Annotated in this window: 17 protein-coding genes and 1 pseudogene; 6 read left to right on the forward strand and 12 right to left on the reverse strand. The window is 72.2% G+C overall.

Translation table 11 applies throughout. From position 1 onward, the window contains the following. Positions 1-204: 204 nt before the first annotated feature. On the reverse strand, positions 205-573 hold the full coding sequence (locus H9623_RS18505) for a DUF6191 domain-containing protein (protein WP_193721478.1): 369 nt from the start codon (positions 571-573) through the stop codon (positions 205-207). A gap of 312 nt (positions 574-885) precedes the next feature. On the opposite strand from H9623_RS18505, the gene H9623_RS18510 reads away from it, so the two are divergent. Next, positions 886-1518 (forward strand): AMIN-like domain-containing (lipo)protein, encoded by a 633-nt coding sequence (locus H9623_RS18510; protein WP_321575544.1) that lies wholly within the window; start codon positions 886-888, stop codon positions 1516-1518. Between the two features lie 55 nt (positions 1519-1573). Here the strand turns inward: H9623_RS18510 and H9623_RS18515 are convergent, their stop codons facing one another. The 8 genes from H9623_RS18515 to add form a co-directional block, all read right to left on the reverse strand. Further along, on the reverse strand, positions 1574-2599 hold the full coding sequence (locus tag H9623_RS18515) for an NAD(P)H-dependent glycerol-3-phosphate dehydrogenase (protein WP_321575545.1): 1026 nt from the start codon (positions 2597-2599) through the stop codon (positions 1574-1576). Continuing rightward, positions 2596-3324 (reverse strand): lysophospholipid acyltransferase family protein, encoded by a 729-nt coding sequence (locus H9623_RS18520; RefSeq protein WP_321575546.1) that lies wholly within the window; start codon positions 3322-3324, stop codon positions 2596-2598. Before H9623_RS18520 ends, H9623_RS18515 begins: the two co-directional genes overlap by 4 nt. A 67-nt stretch (positions 3325-3391) precedes the next feature. Next, positions 3392-3997, reverse strand: a complete 606-nt coding sequence (locus H9623_RS18525; RefSeq protein WP_193721480.1) for a response regulator — start codon at positions 3995-3997, stop codon at positions 3392-3394. After that, on the reverse strand, positions 3994-5334 hold the full coding sequence (locus H9623_RS20115; protein ID WP_193721481.1) for a sensor histidine kinase: 1341 nt from the start codon (positions 5332-5334) through the stop codon (positions 3994-3996). The genes H9623_RS18525 and H9623_RS20115 overlap by 4 nt, the downstream gene beginning before the upstream one ends. A gap of 60 nt (positions 5335-5394) precedes the next feature. Beyond that, complete coding sequence (locus H9623_RS18535) at positions 5395-6270, reverse strand: ABC transporter permease (RefSeq protein ID WP_193721482.1); 876 nt, start codon at positions 6268-6270, stop codon at positions 5395-5397. Then, entirely contained in the window at positions 6267-7298 is a 1032-nt protein-coding gene (locus tag H9623_RS18540; RefSeq protein WP_193721483.1) for an ABC transporter ATP-binding protein, read from the reverse strand. Before H9623_RS18540 ends, H9623_RS18535 begins: the two co-directional genes overlap by 4 nt. Before the next feature lie 188 nt (positions 7299-7486). Then, positions 7487-8803 carry a UDP-N-acetylglucosamine 1-carboxyvinyltransferase gene (gene murA / locus H9623_RS18545; RefSeq protein ID WP_193721484.1) on the reverse strand — a complete coding sequence of 439 codons (1317 nt, stop codon included), beginning with the start codon at positions 8801-8803 and terminating at the stop codon, positions 7487-7489. 322 nt (positions 8804-9125) lie between these two features. Continuing rightward, positions 9126-10163 carry an adenosine deaminase gene (add, locus tag H9623_RS18550; protein ID WP_193721485.1) on the reverse strand — a complete coding sequence of 346 codons (1038 nt, stop codon included), beginning with the start codon at positions 10161-10163 and terminating at the stop codon, positions 9126-9128. A gap of 189 nt (positions 10164-10352) precedes the next feature. On the opposite strand from add, the gene H9623_RS18555 reads away from it, so the two are divergent. Both H9623_RS18555 and H9623_RS18560 read left to right on the forward strand, forming a co-directional pair. Continuing rightward, complete coding sequence (locus H9623_RS18555) at positions 10353-11735, forward strand: MFS transporter (RefSeq protein ID WP_407671987.1); 1383 nt, start codon at positions 10353-10355, stop codon at positions 11733-11735. A gap of 170 nt (positions 11736-11905) precedes the next feature. Beyond that, entirely contained in the window at positions 11906-13231 is a 1326-nt protein-coding gene (locus tag H9623_RS18560) for a PP2C family protein-serine/threonine phosphatase (protein ID WP_193721486.1), read from the forward strand. 86 nt (positions 13232-13317) lie between these two features. Here H9623_RS18560 and H9623_RS18565 read toward each other — a convergent pair whose 3' ends face one another. Next, positions 13318-16059 (reverse strand): glycoside hydrolase family 3 protein, encoded by a 2742-nt coding sequence (locus H9623_RS18565; RefSeq protein WP_193721487.1) that lies wholly within the window; start codon positions 16057-16059, stop codon positions 13318-13320. 6 nt (positions 16060-16065) lie between these two features. Then, the gene (locus H9623_RS18570) at positions 16066-18543 is read right to left on the reverse strand and encodes a glycoside hydrolase family 3 C-terminal domain-containing protein (protein WP_321575547.1); all 2478 of its coding nucleotides are present in this window, start codon (positions 18541-18543) and stop codon (positions 16066-16068) included. Positions 18544-18621: 78 nt separating this feature from the next. Here H9623_RS18570 and H9623_RS18575 point away from each other — a divergent pair, with 78 nt between their 5' ends. The 3 genes from H9623_RS18575 (at position 18622) to H9623_RS18585 (ending at position 20886) form a co-directional block, all read left to right on the forward strand. Beyond that, the gene (locus tag H9623_RS18575; RefSeq protein ID WP_193721488.1) at positions 18622-19239 is read left to right on the forward strand and encodes a TetR/AcrR family transcriptional regulator; all 618 of its coding nucleotides are present in this window, start codon (positions 18622-18624) and stop codon (positions 19237-19239) included. 255 nt (positions 19240-19494) lie between these two features. Further along, entirely contained in the window at positions 19495-20274 is a 780-nt protein-coding gene (locus H9623_RS18580) for a helicase associated domain-containing protein (protein ID WP_193721489.1), read from the forward strand. Between the two features lie 105 nt (positions 20275-20379). Further along, positions 20380-20886: a GNAT family N-acetyltransferase gene (locus tag H9623_RS18585; protein ID WP_321575548.1), complete on the forward strand. Its 507-nt coding sequence runs from the start codon at positions 20380-20382 to the stop codon at positions 20884-20886. Positions 20887-21054: 168 nt separating this feature from the next. On the opposite strand, the pseudogene H9623_RS19705 reads toward H9623_RS18585, so the two are convergent. Next, positions 21055-21412: pseudogene (locus tag H9623_RS19705) on the reverse strand (hypothetical protein); the annotation flags it as partial.

The raw sequence follows: 21412 nt of genomic DNA on the forward strand, positions 1-21412 counted from the left end.
TGCGGTTCAAGGCCTACCCCTCGCCTACGCCCCCACCTCCCGGCGTGTCACCAACGTCATGACCCACAACAACTAGCGGGCCCGACGGCGCCGCTCACCCCGCGAGCACGGCGTCGGGGCGAGCCGGGACCGGGCGCGCGACGCGCCGGGGCTGTCCCGGCCGCCGCCGGGCGGTGGCCGGCCGTCGGTCAGGGACGTAGACGGTCAGGGACGCTGACGGTCAGGACCGTCGAGGTCGCCCGGACCGGCGGGCCGCTGCTCGTAGACGTCCGCGCTGAAGACGACGACCCCCGACTCGAGGTCGACGTCGATCGGGGGCGCGGTGGACGGCGCCTGGGCGATGTCGAGCCGCTGGCGCTCCTTCTCCTCGGTGAGGTGGACCCGGTTGGGCTGGAAGACGTCGACGAGCTCTCCGAACGCGCCCGCCCCCGCGCTCTCGCCCGCACCGCGCCCGTCCCCCTGCTGCCGCTCCCTGGAGCGCCCGCTGACCATGCGCTCGATCGCGACCACGGCGACGACCACGATCAGGACGATGAGGAACAGGGTCCCGCCGACACCGCTCAACCACGACATGGGACCACGGTAGGTCGGGTGGGAGCCGCTGTCATCACTCCTGCGAGGGAGCTTCCGGCGTGCGTGCGACGACGCCCGGTGAGCAGGCAGCCGGCAGCGCCCACCCCGAAGGTCCTCGTCACCGCGGGCGCCCCGGTCGCGTCGCGTGAGGAACTCGCCCCCGGATCGAGACCGTGCCTCCACGCTTCCGTGTCCTCGCCCGCCTACGCTCGAAGGTCACCCGGGAGAGGCTCTCGGGGACGTGGCTCCAGGAGGTAACCGATGTACGGCACGGCCCGACGACACCGACATGCAGCGTTCTCCGCCGCGGTCGTGGCTGCACTTCTCACCCTCACGGCCTGCGCGGGCGACACCGACGGCGACGACGGGACGACGAGCGGGGGCCCCTCCACGGTGTCCCCCTCCCCGTCGACGTCGGCCGCGCCGTCCCCCTCGGCGGGCGCGACGGACTCCCCGTCCGGGACCACCGACGACGACGGGTCGACCTCGGTCCCGCCCTTCCCCGCGAACACGGACCCGGACACGGCCGAGCCGTCGGCCGGCGCGGCGCTGACGGTGACCGACGTGCGCGTCGGTCGCCACGACGGGTTCGACCGCGTGGTGTTCGAGCTCGGTGGCACCGGCACGCCCGGTTGGCGCGTCGAGTACGTCCCGGAGGCGATCGAGGACGGCAAGGGGGACGTGATCGACGTCGACGGTGACGGGACCCTCCAGGTCATGATCTCCGGCTCGGGCTACCCCATGGACACGGGGGTCGCCGAGTACGCGGGCCCCAACCCGCTGCGGGTCGCGGAGACCGACGAGGTCGAGGAGGTCGTGCTCCGCGGGGTCTTCGAGGGGAACACGCAAGCCTTCATCGGGACGGACGAGGTCAGCCCGTTCCGGGTCTACGCCCTGACCGACCCGACGCGGGTCGTCGTGGAGGTCCGCAACGACGACACGTGACGGGTCGTGGCACCGCGCCCCCGGGAGGGCGCCGAGCCGGCAGCGTGGGCGGGACTCAGCGTCCCGACGTCACGCCCTCGGACTTCTGCGGGCGGGACAGCAGCCCGCGTGCCATGTCGTCGACGGGCATGCCCTCGTGCAGGACGGCGACGACCCCGGCCGTGATGGGCATGTCGACGCCCACCTTCTGCGCGAGCTCGAGGACCGACCGGCAGGACTTGACGCCCTCGGCGGTGCCGCCCGTCGCGGCGATGGCCTGGTCGAGGCTCATCCCCGTGCCGATGTGCTTGCCGAGCGTGTGGTTGCGCGACAGGGGTGACGTGCAGGTCGCGACCAGGTCTCCCATGCCGGCGAGCCCGGAGAAGGTCTCGGCGTCGGCGCCGAGCGCGAGCCCGAGGCGCGTGATCTCGACCAGGCCGCGCGTGATGACGGTCGCGGTCGTGTTGTAGCCGAACCCGCGCCCCTGGGCGATACCCACGGCGAGGGCGATGACGTTCTTCACGGCCCCGCAGAGCTCGACGCCCACGACGTCCGAGTTGGTGTACGGGCGGAAGTACGAGGACGAGCAGGCGGCGGCGACGAAGCGCGCGGTGTCCTCGTTCGAGGACGAGACGACGGTCGCGGTCGGCTGGTGCTCGGCGATCTCCCGGGCGAGGTTGGGGCCGGAGACCACGGCCACCCGGTCGAGCGGCAGGCCCCACACCTCGGCGACGACCTCGCTCATGCGGCGGTCGGTGCTGAGCTCGACGCCCTTCATGAGCGAGACGGCGACGACGCCGTCGGCGAGGTGCTCGCGCAGGGGGGCGAGGGTCGCGCGGGCGCTCTGCGACGGGATCGCGACCACGACGAGCTGCGCCCCCGCGAGGGCCTGCGCCGCGTCGGTCGTGGCGGTCAGTCCCGCGGGCAGCTCGATGTCGGGGAGGTAGGCCGTGTTGCGTCGCGTCGAGCTGATGTCGGCGGCGACGTCGGGGTTGCGTCCCCAGAGGCGCACCTCGCAGCCCGCGTCGGCCAGGACCGCGGCGAAGGTCGTGCCCCACGCCCCGGAGCCCAGGACGGTGGCGGTGATCTGCTGGTCGTTCACTTGCGTTCCTCCGAGCCGGGGTTCTTGCGCACGTCGAAGCGCACGGCGGGGGCCTTCTCGCCGCGGATGTCCTCGAGCAGGGCCGTGATGGCGTCCATGATGCGGTCGGTGGCCTCGCGCAGGGTCACGGTGTCGATCGGACGCTCGTAGAGGTCCGACAGGTCGACGGGCGGCCCGGCGTGGACGGAGACCCTCTTGGGCGGGAACGGCCGGAACCGCTTGCTGTAGCGCGGCAGGATGTCCTGCATGCCCCACTGTGCGATGGGCACCACGGGCATGCGGCTCGCGAGCGCGAGGCGCGCGGCACCGGTCTTGCCGACCATGGGCCACAGGTCCGGGTCACGCGTCAGCGTGCCCTCGGGGAAGACCGCGACGCACTCGCCGAGCGCGAGCTGGTCGACGGCCGCGCTCACCGAGGACGCGGCCCCCGCGGTGTTGCGCTGCACGGGGATCATCCCGGTCCGGTCCAGGAGCCAGCGCAGGCCGGGGATCTTCCACAGCGACGCCTTGGCGAGGATCTTGGGCGCCCGGCCGTGGTCGTAGAGGAAGTGGGCGAACGTCAGCGGGTCGATGTTCGACATGTGGTTGCCCGCAGCGATGAACCCGCCGGTGGCGGGGATGTTCTCCGCCCCCTGCCAGTCACGGCGGGTGATCGTGAACATCAGGGGTCGCACGATGAGCGCGACGGCGCGGTAGGCGCGGCTGTCTGGGTGGGCTGTCGGCACGGTCACCGAGCCTACCGGGCCGCGTGCCGTCGTCGGGCCCGACGGCGCCGCTCGCCCGGGTGCGGCCTCAGATCCAGCCGTGGCGGCGCGCGAGGTGGACGGCCTCGTGGCGGTTCGTCGCGCCCAGCTTGGCCGCGGCCGACGACAGGTAGTTGCGGACCGTGCCCGGGGCCAGCGAGGCGCGGGACGCGATCTCCTCGACGGGCGCCCCTCCCGCGGCGAGCTCCAGGACGTCGGCCTCGCGGGGCGTCAGGGGGCTGGTCCCGGCCGCGATGGCCTCGGCGGCGAGCTCGGGGTCCACGTAGCGTCCGCCGGCCTGGACCTGGCGCACCACGTCGGCGAGGACGCGCGAGGAGACGGTCTTGGGGAGGAACGCCCGGACCCCCGCCTCGAGCGCGCGCTTGAGGTAGCCGGGGCGCCCGTGGCTCGTGACCATGACGACCCGGCAGCCGGGCGCCTCGGTCGCGAGGGCGTGGGCGACCTCGATCCCGTCGAGGCCGGGCATCTGGAGGTCGAGCACCGCGACGTCGGGCGTGTGCTTGCGCGCGGCCGCGAGCGCCTCGGTCCCCGACGCGGCCTGGACGACGACCTCGAGGTCCTCCTCGAGCGAGAGCAGGGTGGCCAGGGCGTCGCGGATGAGGTTCTCGTCGTCGGCGAGCAGGATGCGGATCACGCGGTGGGGCCTTCCTGGGCGGGGCTGGGCGCGCCGGTGCCGCGGCCCCGGGAGACGAGCGGCATGCGCGAGACGAGGCTACCGACCCCCGGGAGCGGGACGCTGGCCGTGAGACGGAACGCGGGTGGTTCGAGGTGCGTCTCCAGGCGCCCGCCCGTCTGGGCGAGGCGCTCGCCCAGCCCGATCAGCCCCGAACCGCTGGGGCTGCCCGGGCTGGTCGTGGTGCGGTCGAGGTCGGGGACGCCGTCGTTGGTCACGGTCAGGACCGCCTCGCCGCGCGCGACGCGCAGCGTGATCTCGCAGCGCGTCGCGTGGGAGTGCCGGACGACGTTGGTCACGGCCTCGCGCACGACCCACGCGAGGGCTTCCTGGGTGGTCTCGGGCAGCGAGCTCTCCTCGCCGTCGCCGCACGACTCGATCGTGGTCTCGATGTCGGCCGACCGCAGGACCGAGCGCGCGCCGCTGAGCTCTGCCGCGAGGTCCGCGGCACGGTAGCCCGCGACGACGGCCCGGACCTCCCGCAGCGAGTCCTGCGCGATCTGGCGGACCTCGAGCATCTGCTCGGCCGCCCCGGGGCGCCCGCGCGAGGCCAGCTCCGCGGCGAGCTCGCTCTTGACGGCCACGACCGAGAGCGTGCGGCCGAACACGTCGTGCAGGTCGCGCGAGAAGCGCAGGCGTTCCTCCGCGACGGCCAGGCGCGCGTGCAGGACCCGGTTGCGCTCCTGCTCCCACACGATCCCGAGCATCCACACGGACACGCGGTACGACGCGAACACGCCGACGCACATGATGGCCACGGCGATGCCCTGCCCGATCGCCGCGCCCACGGCCGTGTCGTCGTGGACCGGGGCGACGAGCCAGGCGACGGACCCGGAGGTCAGCGCGACCCCGAGCGCCCCGAGCGCCAGCCACCGGAAGGTCAGGAGCGGAGCGCACGCGGCGACGGAGAACCCGAGCGTCGCGGTCACGACCAGGACGGGGGTGTTGCCCATGAACAGCGACCCGTCGCCCTCGGGGTAGGCCGCGGTGCCGACGACGCTGGTCGCGACGGCGAGCACCGCCAGGGTGGTGAGGGCCCACCGGGGAGGGGGCGGGCCCCCGAGGAACCGGGTGACCCCGTACCGGATCACGACGACGCAGGACGCCGTGTGCGCGATGCTCAGCCCGATGAGGGGGGCGAGCAGCGCCGGGTTCCCCGTCGGCGCCTCGCCCACGATCCAGAGGACCACGTAGAGCTCGAACGTCGCCACCACGTAGAGCGACCAGCGCGTGTAGGTGTCGAACCGTTCGGGGTTGGAGCGGCGCGACCACGCGCCGACGAGGGGGTTCCGGCTCACGGGGGCCAGCCTTTCATGCGGGCGCTCCATCCCGGGCGCACCCGGCGCGCCGGGCGGACGTCAGCGGCGCGGCTCCCACCGCATGTACCGGGTCGCGAGCCACGCGCCCAGCACGCACCACGCGAGCAGGACCGCGAGGGGCTGCGCGGCCAGGGCGAACGTCTCCCCCAGACCGACCGCGACGCCGTCGGGCCCGAGCCCCGTGAGACCGATCGTCAGGAGCTCGGCCACGGGGTGCAGGGGCGTGTACTCGGCGAGGGTCTGGACCCGCTCCGGGAGGAGCGTGAGCGGCAGCGTGGTCCCGGACAGGAGCAGCGCGCCGGCCATGATCGGCAGCGTCGAGAGCTGTGCGGACTCGAGCGTGCGCGTGAAGGCGGTGCTCGCGGCGGCGAGGGCCGCGAACACGAACGTCCCCCCGATCACGGCGACGAGCAGCAGCAGGACGTTCGCGGGGACGTCGAGCCCGATCCACACCGCGATCGCGACCCCGCCCAGGACGAGCTGGGCGAGCATCGTCACGACCGCGGGGGTCGCGGCTCCGGCCAGGATCTCGGCGTCCGAGCACTGACCGGTCCGCAGGCGCTTGAGCACGAGCTCCTCGCGCCGGGCGACGTAGGCGCTCGCGAGGTTGTAGTAGACGACGAACATGAGCGCGAAGCAGATGAGGCTCGTGAGCGCGAAGGCCCCGACGACCGACGTCCCGGCGCCCTCTCCCACGAACGCCTCGAAGGCGCCGGAGAAGTGCAGGAGGGCGACCATGGCCGGGGCGAGGGCCACGCCGTTGAACAGGGCCGTGCGGTTGCGCAGGAGCAGCGTCGTCTCGGCCCGGACGAGCGAGCCGGTGCGGCGCAGCGAGCCCGCGAGGCCGGTCGAGGAGCGGGGGGTCGCGGTCGCTCCCGAGGAGCGGGAGGTACGGGTCTGGGTCTGGGTGGTCATGCTGCACGCTCCGTCTGGTCGATGGTGGACGACTGGCCCGGGAGCGAGGCCCCCGGGCCGTCGGCGATCGCGAGGAAGGCCTGCTCGAGCGACGCCGGGCGGGCCTCGATGCGGCCGAACGTGACGTCCCGGTCGGTGGCCCAGGCGAGCAGCACCGCGAGGCTGCGCTGGAGGTCGCGCGTCACGATCGCGAGGGTCCCGCCCTCGACCTGCACGACCCGCTCGCCCGGCAGCAGCGGAAGGTCCGCGAGGTGGGGCCGGACGCTCGCCTCGTCGACGTAGACGTGCGCGGGCTCCGCCTCGACGATCTCGGCGACGGTCCCCTCCTGCACGATCCGTCCGCCGTGCATGATCGCGAGGCGGTCAGCGAGGCGCTCGGCCTCCTCCAGGTAGTGCGTCGTCAGGACGACCGTCGTGCCGTCGTCGAGCAGCCCGCGGACCAGGTCCCAGGCCGAGCGGCGGCTCTCGGGGTCCAGTCCCGTGGTCGGCTCGTCGAGGAAGAGCACCTCGGGGCGTCCGAGGAGCGCCAGGGCGAGGTCCAGACGGCGTCGCTCCCCTCCGGAGAGCGAGCTCACCGTGACGTCCGCGCGGCCGCGCAGCGCGACCAGGTCGAGCGCCTCCTCGACGGGGCGCGGGGCGGCGAGCGTGCCGGCCCACATGCGCGCGGTCTCGACCGCGGTCAGGTCCGAGGGGAATCCGGCCTCCTGGAGCATGATCCCGATGCGGGGCCGGACCTGGGCGCGCTGCCGGTAGGGGTCCTTGCCGAAGACCTGGACCGTGCCGCCCGTCGGGCGGGCCAGCCCCTCGACGACCTCCAGGAGCGAGGTCTTGCCCGCGCCGTTGGTGCCGAGCAGCGCGAAGAGCTCGCCGCGCCGGACCTGCAGGTCGACGCCCGCGACGGCCTCGAACCCCGTGCTGCCGCGCGCACTGCTCGTGTAGCGGCGGCGCAGGCCCTGCACGTCGATGACGAGCTCGTCCCCGGGGAGGTCGCGGCCCGGGCGGCCGCTGCTGAAGGTGTCGTTGTCCATGCCTCCAGCCTGCTGGCCGCGGGGCGGTCCGGGCAGTGCACCCCGTCACCCGTTCCGTCGGGTTCGTCACCGTTGCGCGATGACGTTTGTCACGCGGGACCGTCCACCCGGTCCGGCCGGGCGGGACCCGCAGGGGGCGCCCCCCGCAGGGGCGCCCCCCGCAGGACGCCGACGGGCGCGGGTCCGGGTCAGCCTCGGCTGACGTCCGCGCCCAGCGCGTCGAGCTTGTCCTGGAAGTACTCGTAGCCACGGTCGATCAGGCCGATGCCGCGCACGGTCGAGGTGCCCTTGGCCGCGAGCGCCGCGATGAGGTGGCTGAACCCGCCGCGCAGGTCGGGGACCTCGATGTCCGCGGCGGACAGCGGCGTGGGGCCGGAGATGACGGCCGAGTGGTGGAAGTTGCGCTGCCCGAACCGGCACGGCAGCCCACCCAGGCACTCCTTGTAGACCTGGATGGTCGCGCCCATGCCGCGCAGCGCGTCGGTGAACCCGAGGCGGTTCTCGTAGACCGTCTCGTGCACGATCGACAGGCCCTTGGCCTGCGTGAGCGCGACGACGAGGGGCTGCTGCCAGTCCGTCATGAAGCCCGGGTGCACGGCCGTCTCGAGCACGATCGCGTTGAGGTCGCCGCCCGGGTGGTAGAACCGGATGCCGTCCTCCTGGACCTCGAACTCGCCGCCGACCTTGCGGAAGGTGTTGAGGAACGTCATCATCTCCGGCTGGGTCGCGCCCTTGACGGTGATGTCGCCGCCCGTCGCGAGGGCCGCCGACCCCCAGGAGGCCGCTTCGATGCGGTCGCCCAGCGCGGTGTGCTGGTAGCCCATGAGCTTGTCGACGCCCTCGATGCGGATCACGCGGTCGGTGTCGACCGAGATGATCGCGCCCATCTTCTGCAGGACGGCGATGAGGTCCATGATCTCGGGCTCGATCGCGGCGCCCGAGAGCTCGGTGATGCCCTCGGCGCGCACCGCGGTGAGCAGGACCTGCTCGGTCGCGCCGACGCTCGGGTAGGGCAGGGAGATCTTGGTGCCCTGGAGGCGCCGCGGGGCGCGGATGTGGATGCCCTGCTCGCGCTTGTCCACCACGGCGCCGAACTGGCGCAGGATGTCGAGGTGGTAGTTGATGGGGCGGTCGCCGATCCGGCACCCGCCCAGGTCGGGGATGAAGGCCTCGCCCAGGCGGTGCAGCAGCGGCCCGCAGAAGAGGATCGGGATGCGGCTCGACCCGGCGTGCGCGTCGATGTCCGCGACGTGCGCCGACTCGACGTCGGTCGGGTCCAGGTGCAGCGTGCCTGCGACCTCGTCCGCGACGACCTTGACGCCGTGCAGCTCGAGGAGCCCCGTCACGACGCCGACGTCGCGGATCTGGGGCACGTTGCGCAGCACGCTCGGTCCTTCGCCGAGCAGGGAGGCCACCATCGCCTTGGAGACGAAGTTCTTCGCCCCCCGCACGGTGATGGTCCCGTTGAGCGGGGTGCCGCCGTTGACGTACAGCAGATCGTTCATGTGGTCGTCGTCGCCTAGCTCTCGTCGGTCGGTTCGATGCCCGTTCGGACGGATGTCCGAGGGCATCTGATGGACAACTGATGGACAACTGATCGAGTCAGTCCGTGCGCCGCCCCTGTCGGCGCACGTCGCGCCGTGTCCCGGCGCAGCGCTCCCCGTCCCCAACGCAGGGCATCGGAAGATTATTCACCCACCGGGCGGTGCTCTGCGACACCGGGCGCTGCCGGGCACCGCGGCGGGTGCCCGGCCCGCCCGGGGTGCCCGACGGCGTCGGTGCGGTCCGCGCACGATGCGCGCTCCGCCGTCGGGCACCTGCGGCCGGTCAGGCCTCGGTCGGCTCGTACTGCTCGACGTAGCGGTCGATCTCCGCGAGGTAGGCCGCGCGACGGTCCTCGTCGATCCAGGACGCCTCGAACGAGTTCTTCGCGAGCGTCACGACCTCCTCGGGCGTGAGGCCGGCCTTGGCGGCGACGGCCGCGTAGTTGTCGGCCACGTACCCGCCGAAGTAGGCCGGGTCGTCGGAGTTGATCGTGATCTTGACGCCGTCGCGCAGGAGCTGGGCGACCTCTGCGGCCTTCATGTCGTCCGTCACGAAGCTGTTGGACACGGGGCAGCTCGTCAGGCCGATCCCGCGGGCCTTGACCTCCGCGACGAGCGCGGGGTCCTCGACGATGTTGGTGCCGTGGTCGATGCGGTCGACACCGATCGTCTCCAGGACGGTGCGGATGTTGTCGATGCTGCCGACCTGGTCGATGTCGCAGTGCATCGTCAGGCGGTAGCCGAGGTCGCGCGCCCGGGCGAAGACGCCCGCGAACTTCTCGGGCGGGTTGCCGCGCTCGTCGGAGTCGAGGCCGACGCCCAGGATCAGGTCCTTGAACGGCACCGACGCCTCGAGCGTCTCGGCGGCGCTCTCGGCCGACAGGTCGCGCAGGAAGCACATGATCAGGTCGGCGTCGACGCCGAAGTCGGCCGCGGCCGCTGCGGCCCGGTGGTAGCCCTTGACGACGGCCTCGAACGGGACGCCGCGTGCCGTGTGCGCCTGCGGGTCGAAGAACATCTCCGCGTGCTTGACGCCGTTCGCTGCCGCGCGCAGGAGGTACGCGTGGGCCAGCTCGAAGAAGTCGTCCTCGGTCTGCAGGACGTCCATGGCCGGGTAGTACACCGCGAGGAAGCTCGTGAGGTCGGTGAACCGGTACGTCGCCTGGACGTCCTCGACCGTGCTCTGGCCGATGTCGACGCCGTTGCGCTCCGCGAGGCGCAGCTTGAGGTCCGGCTCGAGGGTGCCCTCGAGGTGCAGGTGGAGCTCGGCCTTGGGGAGCCCGGTGACGAAGTCCAGGGTCGGCTGGGTGGGCAGGGGCATGGTTCTCCTTCAGGTGGGGGTCGTCCTCCCATCATGCCTTGCGCCCCGGCTGCCGTGATCACATCGCGAGACGGCCGCCTCGCCATGTGGTCCAGGTCCTTACCGTGGACACGAAGTTACCGGGTGGTAGGTCCCTCGCGCAGAGAGCCCTCCCCGCTGCTTCCCGACCCCCGCACCAGGAGCCCTCCCGTGACCACAACGGCACCACACTCGACCGCCGAGCCCGACGCGACGCCGGCCGGTCCCGACGCGCCCGCCAACAGCAAGGGGCGCGTGATCTTCGCGAGCCTCATCGGCACCTCGATCGAGTTCTACGACTTCTACGTCTACGCGACCGCCGCGGTCCTCGTCTTCCCGGCCGTCTTCTTCTCCGCGCTCGACGGCGGCACGTCCCAGCTCCTCGCCTCGTTCGCCGTGTTCGGCGTCGCGTTCGTCGCCCGTCCCCTCGGGTCCATCGTGTTCGGCCACTACGGCGACCGCGTCGGCCGCAAGGGCACGCTCGTCGCCTCGCTGCTGACCATGGGCGTCGCGACGTTCCTCATCAGCCTCCTGCCGCCGTCGAGCACCCCCGGCTGGTCCGTGCTCGCGCCCGCGCTGCTCGTCCTCATGCGGTTCTGCCAGGGCCTCGGGCTGGGCGGCGAGTGGAGCGGTGCGGCCCTGCTCGCGACCGAGAACGCCCCTGCGGGCAAGCGCGCCGTCTGGGGCACGTTCCCCCAGCTCGGCGCCCCGATCGGCTTCATCCTCGCCAACACGACGTTCCTGGTCCTCGCCGAGACGCTGACCGACGCCCAGTTCGCGGCGTGGGGCTGGCGCGTGCCGTTCCTCGCGAGCGCGCTCCTCGTGGTCGTGGGCCTGTGGGTGCGGCTGCGTCTCGTCGAGACGCCCGCGTTCCAGAAGGTCGTCGAGACCGGCTCGGTCGCCAAGCTCCCCGTGGCGCAGGTCTTCCGCAGCTCGTGGCGCCAGATCGTGCTCGGCACGTTCATCATGCTCGCGACGTACGTGCTGTTCTACCTCATGACGACGTTCACGCTGACGTTCGGCACGGCGTCCTCCGACCCCGCGGCCGAGGGCGCCCCCGGCCTCGGGTACGAGCGCACGGACTTCCTCGTGATGCTCATCGTCGGCGTCGTGTTCTTCGGGATCTTCACGCTCGTGTCCGGGCCGCTGGCCGAGAGGTTCGGCCGCCGCAAGCACCTCGTGTGGACGACGGTCGCGATCATCGCGTTCGGCGCCCTGTTCGTGCCGTTGTTCGCGGGGGGCACGGTCGGGGTCATGGCGCTCCTGGTCGTGGGGTTCACGCTCATGGGCCTGACGTTCGGGCCCATGGCCGCGATCCTGCCCGAGCTCTTCCCCGCCAACGTCCGCTACACCGGCTCGGCGATCGCCTACAACCTGTCGTCGATCCTGGGCGCGGCCGTCGCGCCGTTCATCGCGGTCGCGCTCTGGGAGCGGGCCGACGGCTCCCCCGTCCTGGTCGGGGTCTACCTGTCGGCCATGTCCGTCCTCACGCTCGTCGCGCTGCTGCTGAGCAAGGAGACCAAGGACGTGGACTACACGGACAACGTGAGCTGACGCCCCCCGGTGCCCGACGGCGGAGCGCGTCTCCCGGGAGGTGCGCTCCGCCGTCGGGCATCCCGGCGAGCCCCGCCCGGCGCGCGCTCCTGCGGGATCGCGCCCACTCGGCCATGCTGGAGGCAGGGGCTCCGGGGAGAGGCGATCCTATGGCGGACAAGGCGAACGGCGTGACGAACGATCGGCCCCCGCCCGCCCGGCGGTCCGCCACGAGCCCGAGACGCCCCCGCGACCGCGACCCGCAGACGACGCTGGTGGCGCCCGACTACCGGGCCGTCTTCGCGGCCCTCTCCGCGCCCAAGGTCCTGCTGGCGCCGGACCTGACCGTGCTCGACGTCAACGACGCCTACCTCGAGATGCTCGGGCTGCCCGCGACCTCGCTCGTCGGGCGTCCGCTCAACGACGGCTTCACCTTCAACCCCGACGACGAGGGCCGGGTCGACCGCGTCGTCGCGTCGCTGCGCCACGTGCTGCAGACCGGTCGGATCGACCTGCTCGAACCCCTGCGCATCGACGTCCCGGGAGACCTCCCCGGGACGTGGGTCGAGCGGCACTGGCTCATGACGAACATCCCCGTCTTCGACGCGAGCGGCCGGGTCTCCGCCCTGGTGCACCGCGCCGAGGACGTCACGGACATCGTGCACTGCTCGCAGCAGGCGGCGGCCGACGACCACGTCGGCTGGGGCACCGCCGTGGTCGACCACGCCCTGCACCTGGGGTCGACCGTCGGCCGGTTCCAGGAGAGCCTCGACCGCGAGCGGCGGGCCGCCCTGCAGCTCCAGGACTCGATCCTCACCCCGCCCGTGCAGCCCGACGGCCTGCGCATCGACGTCCGCTACCGGCCCGCTTCGCGCGAGATCCACGTCGGGGGCGACTGGTACGACGCGTTCGAGCTGTCGTGCGGGTGCGCGTTCGTCGTGGTCGGCGACGTCGTCGGGCACGACGTGTCCGCCGCTGCCACCATGGGCCAGCTCCGGGGGGTGATGCGCGGCATCGCCTACGACTCCGACGAGTCGCCGGCAGCGATCCTCGACCGGACCGAGCGCACCACCAAGGGCCTGCGGGTCGCGGCCGTGGCCACGGTCGCCGCGGCACGGATCGGGCGCGCGGGGCCGGCGGGCGACCGCGAGCTCACCTGGGCCTGCGCAGGGCACCTCCCGCCCGTCCTGCTCCGGGCAGACGGCCACGCCGAGCTGCTGGAGCGCCACAACGACCGCCTGCTCGGCGTCGGCACCGACTCCCGCCGCTCCGACCACACGGCCCTCCTGCACCCGGGCGACGTCCTGCTCCTGTACACCGACGGCCTGATCGAGCGGCGCGGGGAACGCCTGCGGGACGCGCTCCGGCGGTTTCCGCTCGTCGTCGAGGAGATCGCGCGGTCGTCCCGCGAGGGCCTCGTCGACGCCCTGCTCGCACGCCTGGTCCCCCAGGCGAGCGAGGACGACATCGCGCTCGTGGCCGTCGAGGTGCTGCCCTCCGGAGACGCCGCGAGGTAGAAGACGCCGCGAGGCGGAGGGCTGCTTCCGAGGGAGGGGCCCGGAGGCCTCTCCTTCGACGCTCGCCCTCCGCCTCGCGGACCGCGTCAGTCGAACAGGTTCGTCTGCAGCGTGGTGTAGAGGACCGTGTGGACGCGGTCCCGCAGGGCGTTGCCCACCCCCACCGGGTCCTCCTCGACAGCGGCCTTCGTCGCCTTGTCGGACCCCGGCAGCATCGCGAGCATGAGGTCGTTGCCGTAGCGGGCCGCGAGACCAGGATCCATCCAGGAGCCGAGCACCGCGTCGGTCGAGACGACGCCCTCGAAGCCCCACTCGCCGCGGAGCACGTCCTGCAGGAGCTGCTCGTTGGCACCGGCCCACACGCCGCCCATGTTGATGAACGAGCTCATCGCGCCGGTCGGGTCGGCCTCCTTGACCGTGATCTCGAACGGCTTGAGGTACAGCTCGCGCAGGGCCTGCTCGTCGACGAACACGTTCACGCCCGTGCGGGCGTTGACCTCCTGCTCGTTGAGCGCGAAGTGCTTCATGAAGGTCAGGACGCCCTTGCTCTCCGCGCCGGAGACCATCGCGGCGGACATCGTGCCCGACAGGTACGGGTCCTCCGAGAAGTACTCGAAGTCACGCCCGCCCAGGGCCGAGCGGTGCAGGTTCATGCCCGGGGCGTACCAGCCCTCGATCCCGTAGGCGTTCGCCTCGGTGCCCACGGACTCGCCCAGCGCGTACGCGAGCTCGTCGTTCCACGTCGAGGCCACGACGATCTGCGTCGGGTAGGCGGCTGCCTCGAGCGAGCTGAACAGGGAGTTCAGGCCGGCCGGACCGTCGAGCAGGTCCATGGCGGGGATGCCGAGCCGCTCGACCTCGTGCGTGCGGTACGCGCCCTTGGCGAAGAGGTCGATCTGCTCGTCGAGCGTGAGCTGGTCGAGGAACTCCTCCCACTGCGGGTCGTCGCGGTCGAGGCCCGCGAGGTCGGCCAGGACCAGGCCGTTGTCGGCCCCGTAGGTCGGGGCCTCGCCCGCAGCCGGCTCGATCTCCGGGTCCATGCGCGCGAGCAGCTCGTCCGAGGCCGTCGCTCCTGCCTCGGGCGCCCGCGGGAACGTGCCCTCCCAGTCGTCGCGCGAGAGGTACGTGAGGTCGCCCTCGACGTAGTCGAAACGGTTGGTCAGCTCGGCGCCCGTGTCGGCGTCGGTGTCGTAGACGACGTCCTCGGCCACGACGTGGTCGAAGGACGCGACCGGGGTGTGGACGTCGGTGCGCACCGAGATCTGGTAGGTCCCGGCCTCGAGCAGGTACGCGCCGTGGCCCTCGGTGTCCCAGGAGGCCATGTCGCGCACGTCGAACGTGACGGTCACGGTCTCGGACCGGCCGGGCTCGAGCATCCCGGTCTTGGCGTACCCCGCGAGCTCGATCGCGGACTTCTCGATGCCGCCCGGGGTCCAGGGCGCGGAGAAGTACACCTGCACGACGTCCTTGCCCGCGACGTCTCCCGTGTTGGTCACGGTGACGTCGATGCTCGCGGTCTCGGCGTCGACCCGGGGCCCGGAGGCCTCGTGCTGGAACGTGGTGTAGCTCAGGCCGTGCCCGAACGGGAACTGGACGGCCTGCGCGTAGCCCGCCTCGTCGCCCGCGTACCGCGTCTCGTAGTAGCGGTAGCCGACGTAGATGCTCTCCTCGTAGTCGAGGTAGGAGCGCTTGACGTCGGCGTAGTCGAAGTCACCGACGTTGGCGATCGCCGGGGCGCTCGTCACGTCGTAGGCGTACGTGTCGGTCAGGCGCCCGGACGGGTTCACCTCACCGGCCAGCACCTTGGCGAGCGAGACCGCGCCGCGGGGACCGGGCGTGCCGATCCACACCGCGGACTTGATCTGCGGGTAGTCGTCGAGGGAGCCGAGCTCCATCTGGTTGCCGGAGTTCACCACGACCACGACGTCGTCGAACGTCCCGGTGACGACGTCGAACAGCTCGCGCTGCTCGTCGGTCAGGCGCAGCTGCTCGGGGGTCATGTCCGACCCCTCGACACCGTCGTTGCCGATGACGACGAGCGCGGTCCCGGAGTACTCGGCGGCCTGGGCCATGACGTCGTCGGTGAGGTAGTCGGGGGCGGGCTCGCCCTCGGCCGGGCTCAGCATGGAGCTCGCGATCTGCAGGAGGCCGTTGCCGCCGCCCGTCTCGGTCGTGGCGCCCGCCTCCTCCATGGTCGCCTTGAGCTCGGGGTTGACCGCGATCCCCTGGTCGGCGAGCGCGTCGTAGAAGGTCACGGCCTGCGACTGGTTGCTGCCGCCGGACCCGCCGCCCCCGAGGATGAGGTTGAACGACGCGAAGCTGAAGACGTTGAGGGTGTCGTCCGTCAGCGGCAGGACGTCGCCCTCGTTCTTGAGCAGGACGATGCCCTCGTCGGAGATGTCCTCCGACACCTGGGCCGCGTGCGCCCGCGCCGCCTTGCCCTCAGCCGTGGAGGAGTCGTACTCGATCGACATGAGGCGCCCGAACGAGGACGCGAACGGTGCGACCAGCGCCCCGATCGCGACCACGGCCACGGCCGTGACGCCCCACCCGACCGCGCGTCGTGGACGGTGCTCGACCTTGCGGTTGATGCGTGCCCGGCGCCTGTCCTCCCGGCGCTCGGCCCGGGTCATCCCGGCGCGCGCTGCGGTGCGCTCGGCCTTCTCGGACTTCCGTGCCTCCCGGGCAGCGCGCTTGTCGGCCGCCTTGGCTTCCTTGCGGTCCTGCGGCGCCATCGCCCTCAGCTCGGCGCGCCGGGTCCGCCGGGCCGCGCGCAGCTCCTGTGCGCGCGCGACCGCGTCCCGCTTGATCTCTGTGCGTGTCGCCATTCCTTCTCAGTCCTTCTTCGGAGCCCGCGCGGCCATCGCGTGGGCACGCCATGCCGGGACCAGGCGGCGCACGCCGCTCCAGAACCGGCCGTTGACCATCAGCAGCAAGCCGTCGAGCATCGCCTCGTCGACCTTGCCTGCGCTCATCCGCGACGCCGACCGGAACGGCAGGTCGAGGACGAAACGAGTGTTGTTCGCCGCATGGGGTCGCCCCAGCGCCATGAGGAGGTGGCCGCTCGCGTCGATGAGCCCGACCAGCAGGCCGCCGAACCCGCCCCGGCCACGCGCCTGCGCGACGATGTCGGCTCGCGTGAGCGGTCGCCCGACGGGCCAGTCCTGCGCCGGGGGCGTCCGCCCCAGGAGCGCGGCGAACTCGGCGTCCGGGACACGGTCCACCTGCCCGCTGACGTAGTGCGGCAGCTCACCGGCCTCGATCGCCCAGGGCTCGCCGTCGACCTCGACGGGCGCGGACAGACGGACGTCCCGCGACGACGCCCCCACCAGGACGGTGTACGTGCCGGGCACGGTGCGCCACCGGTGGCTGCTCGTGTCGTAGGCGTGGAACGCGTGCTCGGCCAGGTAGACCGTCACGGTCGCGCTCTCCCCCACGTCGAGCGTGACCTTCGCGAAGCCCGCGAGCTCGCGGGGCGCGCGGAACGCGCCCTCGGCGGCACCCGGCGCCTCGACGTAGACCTGCACGGTCTCGGTCCCTGCACGGTCCCCGGTGTTGGTGACCGTGACGGTGACCTGCTCCCGGCCGGCCATCAGGTCGCTGTACGCGAACGTGGTGTAGCTCAGCCCGTGCCCGAACGGGTAGCGGACCGGCAGGCCGACCTTGTCGGCGTACCGGTAGCCGACGTAGATGCTCTCGCGGTGCTCGGACGTCGCCTCGGTCCGCCCGAACGTCGCCGACGACGGCACGTCCGCGTAGCGCAGCGGGTACGTCTCGGCGAGGCGACCGGCAGGGTTGACCACGCCGGTCAGCACGTCGGCGACCGCCTGCCCGCCACCCTGGCCACCGAGGTAGCCGTGCACGATCGCGTCGACGTGCTCGGCGAACGGCAGCTCGACAGGTGCGCCCCCGGCCAGGACGACCACGACCGGGACCCCGAGCGCCGTCAGCTCGCGCGTGAGGGCGAGCTGGTTGCGCGCGAGGCGCATGTGCGTCCGGTCGACCCCCTCGGCCTCGGCGGACTCGTCCAGGCCGAGGAACAGCAGCACGACGTCGGCGCGCTCGGCGAGCCGGACCGCCTTGCGTCGGCGCCGAACCGACGACGGCGAGTCCCACGCGCCCCGACCCCCGTCGCGGCGCGCGTAGCCGGGCTCGTACCCGACGATCTCCAGGCCGCTGTCGCGCAACGCGTCGAGCGGCACGTCCAACCGGGTCGGGTTGACCAGCGAGCTGCCCGCGCCCTGGTAGCGCGGGGACGCCGCGAAGTCGCCGATCACCGCGACGCGACCCGAGTGCGACCCGAGCGGCAGGGTCCCGCGCACGTTGCGCAGCAGGACGACCGAGCGCTGCGCAGCCTCGACCGCGAGCGCGTGGTGCGCGTCGAGGTCGACCGGTGCGGCGCCGTCGGGCGTGCGGGGGCCCTGCGCCCGGGCGCGCTCCGTGCGCGAGATCAGCGTGAGCAGCTCGTCGACGCGGGCGTCGAGGACCGCCTCGTCGAGGCGCCCCTCCTCGACCGCGCGCACGACCTCGGCGTCCGTCACCCCGTCGGTCGAGGGCATCTCGAGCGCGTTGCCCGCGACCAGGCCGGCGACGCGGTCGTTGTTGCCGCCCCAGTCGGTCACGACCAGGCCGTCGAAGCCCCACCGCTCGCGCAGGATCTCATCGAGGAGCTCGCGGTGCTCGTTCGCGTAGGTCCCGTTGACCTTGTTGTACGAGCTCATGACGGTCCACGGCCGGCCCTCGGTGACCGCGATCCGAAACGCCTCGAGGTAGGTCTCGTGCAGCGCGCGCTCGTCGACGACCTCGTCCATCGTCATGCGGTGCGTCTCCTGGCTGTTCACCGCGAAGTGCTTGGCGCTCGCGGCCACGCCGTGGGACTGGATGCCGCGGATCTGGGCGGCCGCCAGCATGCCCGCGAGCAGCGGGTCCTCGGAGAAGTACTCGAAGTTGCGGCCCGCGAGCGGGTTGCGCTTGATGTTGAGGCCGGGGCCGAGCAGGACGCTGACGTCCTCCGCGGCGGCCTCGGCGCCGAGGGCCTCGCCCACGCGCTCCACGAGGCCCGGGTCCCAGCTGTTGGCGAGCGTGGCCGCGGTCGGGAAGCACGTCGCGGGCAGGCTGGCGTTGAGGCCGAGGTGGTCCGCCGCCCCGCCCTGCTTGCGCAGACCGTGCGGGCCGTCGGTGAGCATGATCGAGGGGACGCCGAGCCGGTCCACCGGCTTGGTGTTCCAGAAGTTCGCCCCGGAGGTGAGCGAGGCCTTCTCGATGAGGGTCATCTCGCCACGGGCACGTCGTCGGGCATCAGGAGTGAGCACGGCCACATGCTAGCCCAATCTCCACCAGGTGGTGGAATTCCAGGAGGCGGTAGCCTCTGACCTGGGAGAGGATGCACCGTGACCACGCAGCAAGCAGCCACCGCAGGGCGGCCCGAGGGGTACGCCACCGGGCGCGCGACCAAGCAGTCGATCGTCACCCGCGCGGCCGAAGCCTTTGCCCAGAAGGGGTTCTACGGGGCCTCCCTGCGCGGCATCGCCCGCGAGGCCGGGGTCGACCACTCGACCCTCCTGCACCACTTCGGCAACAAGACCGCGCTGCTCCTCGCCGTCATCGAATGGCACGACGCGCAGCACGCGCCGCCCCAGATGCCCACGAACTTCGCCCCCGAGGACCTCGTCGACGGGTTCGTCCACGTCGCCGAGCGCAACCGATCAGCGCCCGGGCTGGTCCAGCTTCTCTCGACCCTCTCGGCCGAGGCCGGCACCGAAGGGCACCCCGCGCGGGCGGTGCTGCAGCAGCGGCACCAGGTCCTCGTCGGGGTCATCGGCGGGATGATCCGGTCGCAGCGTGAACGCGGTGCACTGGCGGACACGGGGGCTTCGCCCGAGGAGCGCGCCGGGCTCGTCATCTCCACCTGGGAAGGGCTCCAGGTCTACGACGCCCTGCACCCCGGGGCGGTCGACGTGCCGGGGATGCTCGGCGAGATGCTGCGGCGGGAGTTCGGGATCGGGTAGGCCCGTGGGCCGCGCGGCCGCAGGCGCGACGTCCCTGCGGTGCCCGACGACGGAGCGCGGCCTGCGGCGTCGGGCCCCCGGACACTCGGCACAGACCTGTGACAGACCGACGCACGGCCTACCACCGGCGCACCTACCCATCGCGAGACCTCACGGGAAGCTCTCGGACACCGTAGCCCGGCCGCGACGTCTGCAACGGACGAGCGCGCTGGCCAGCTCATACCTCGCGCCACAACGGAAGAAAGAAGATCACGCATGGGCGATCATGCCGACAGCGCTGTGCACCATCCCGATCACACACTCCAAGCCCTTGATCTCAAGGGCTTGCGTGGAGACGCCGGGTTCTTTGTGCGCGCCGATGCCGTCGCTGCCTTCGTCGCACGAGAACGGCGCTTCCCGAAGAAGTCCGACGCGGACGCAACCGCCGTGCTCCTTGCGGAATGGCTCGCCAACCAGCGACAGTACCGACACGGACGCGGCGTGGGCGTCGGGTCGTTCACCGACGAACGCAAGGCCTATCTGGATCGAGTCGCACCCGGTTGGGACGTCATGCGCAAGACGGACTCCTTCGAGGACAGCGCCGCGGCAACCGCTAGTTGGGCGAGGGAGAACGGTCGGCTTCCCAGCGAACGTGAAGGTGCGTCCGAAGAAGAGCTGATGTTGGGAAAGTTCGTCAATGCCGCACGCACTGCTGCGACTTCGTATCGCCGAGCCCCCGAGAAGAGATCGTCGATGCTGTGGAACAGCCAGCGCCAGCTTCTCCTGGACACCCTGCTCCCGAACTGGGACCGCCCCTTGAAGGTCCGCAAGGACTTTGAGGCGATGGTCGACGAGCTCGCCGACTTCGTCGCCAGGCAGGAGCGTTGGCCGGCAGGAGCTTCGTCCACGACCGCGCCACCTGAAGAGCGGTCGCTTGGCACCTGGTTGGCCAACCGCAAGAGCGACGGCAGAAAGGGCTCACTGTCTCCCGAGCGCACCGCCACGCTCGACCGCCGAGTTCCTGGCTGGAACGCCACACTGCGCAAGCGCGGGTGACCGGCTGACCAGGCTTCCGGACTCCACTGCCGCACCCTCGATCACGTACCCCGGACCGCTGTCCCACGGGGCGAGCAGGCGCTCCCATCCCTCTACTCTGAGCCAGTGCCCTCACTTCTGAGCATCCGCCCTGCGCACGCCGACGACGCCGACGCGATGGCGGGGGTCCACGTTGAGTCCTGGCGGCAGACCTATCGGGGGCTGATGCGCGACGCAGTGCTGGACGACCCCGACCTCCTGTCGACGCGTCGCCGGTTCTGGCAGAGCGTGCTCATCGACGAGCGGTATGCCTCGTTCCGGGCCGCCGTCGCGGAGACCGACGGCGACGTGGTCGGCATCGCGCTCGCCGGACCTGCCACCGAGCCCGACGTGACATGGGACGCGCAGCTCTACGTGCTGTACCTGCTCGAGGCGTTCTACGGGAGCGGGGCCGGACGCCGCCTGATGGAGGCTGTCCTCCCGATCGGCGGCTCGGCCGGACTCTGGGTCGCCGACCCCAACCCGCGCGCGCAGGCGTTCTACGCGAGACAGGGCTTCGCGCCGGACGGGGGGATGAAAGCGGAGGACGGCGTGAGGGAGGTGCGGATGGTGCGACGGGAAACGCTCATGTGAGTCATGCACGAACAGCAGAATTCCGTCCACGTCCATACACAGCCACGTCCAGGACTAGGTCCGCGGACGCGATCACCTCGTCGAGCACGTGGGATACCCCGGCAGCTCGACCTCACCTCCGAGAAGGAGCGGCAGCCCAGTGGTAGGCCCCGCGATACCACCTACGCTTCAGTCGACCCGCCCTTCGTCATCGACCCTCTTCCGGCGGCGCGCCCGGTCGGCGAGGCCTCCGAGGAGCCTGCTCGTCGCCTCGCTCGCGCGCACCACCCCGTCGGCACCGGCGTCGAGCGCCCGACCCCGCAGGTCACTGGTCTTCTCGACGGCGAGGGCGCTCCGCCGCCTTGCCGCGTCCAACGCGTCCTGCCCGGACCCCACCGCGTGATCTCGGGTATCGACGACGGCGGTGACCCACCGGCGAGCCTCGGCGGTGTCAGTGTCCGTCACGAGGTCTAGGTGTTGTGGGTCATGACGTTGGTGACACGCCGGGAGGTGGGGGCGTAGGCGAGGGGTAGGCCTTGAACCGCAG

Origin of the sequence: Oerskovia douganii, assembly GCF_015142735.1 — a bacterium.
GTDB lineage: Bacteria > Actinomycetota > Actinomycetes > Actinomycetales > Cellulomonadaceae > Oerskovia > Oerskovia douganii.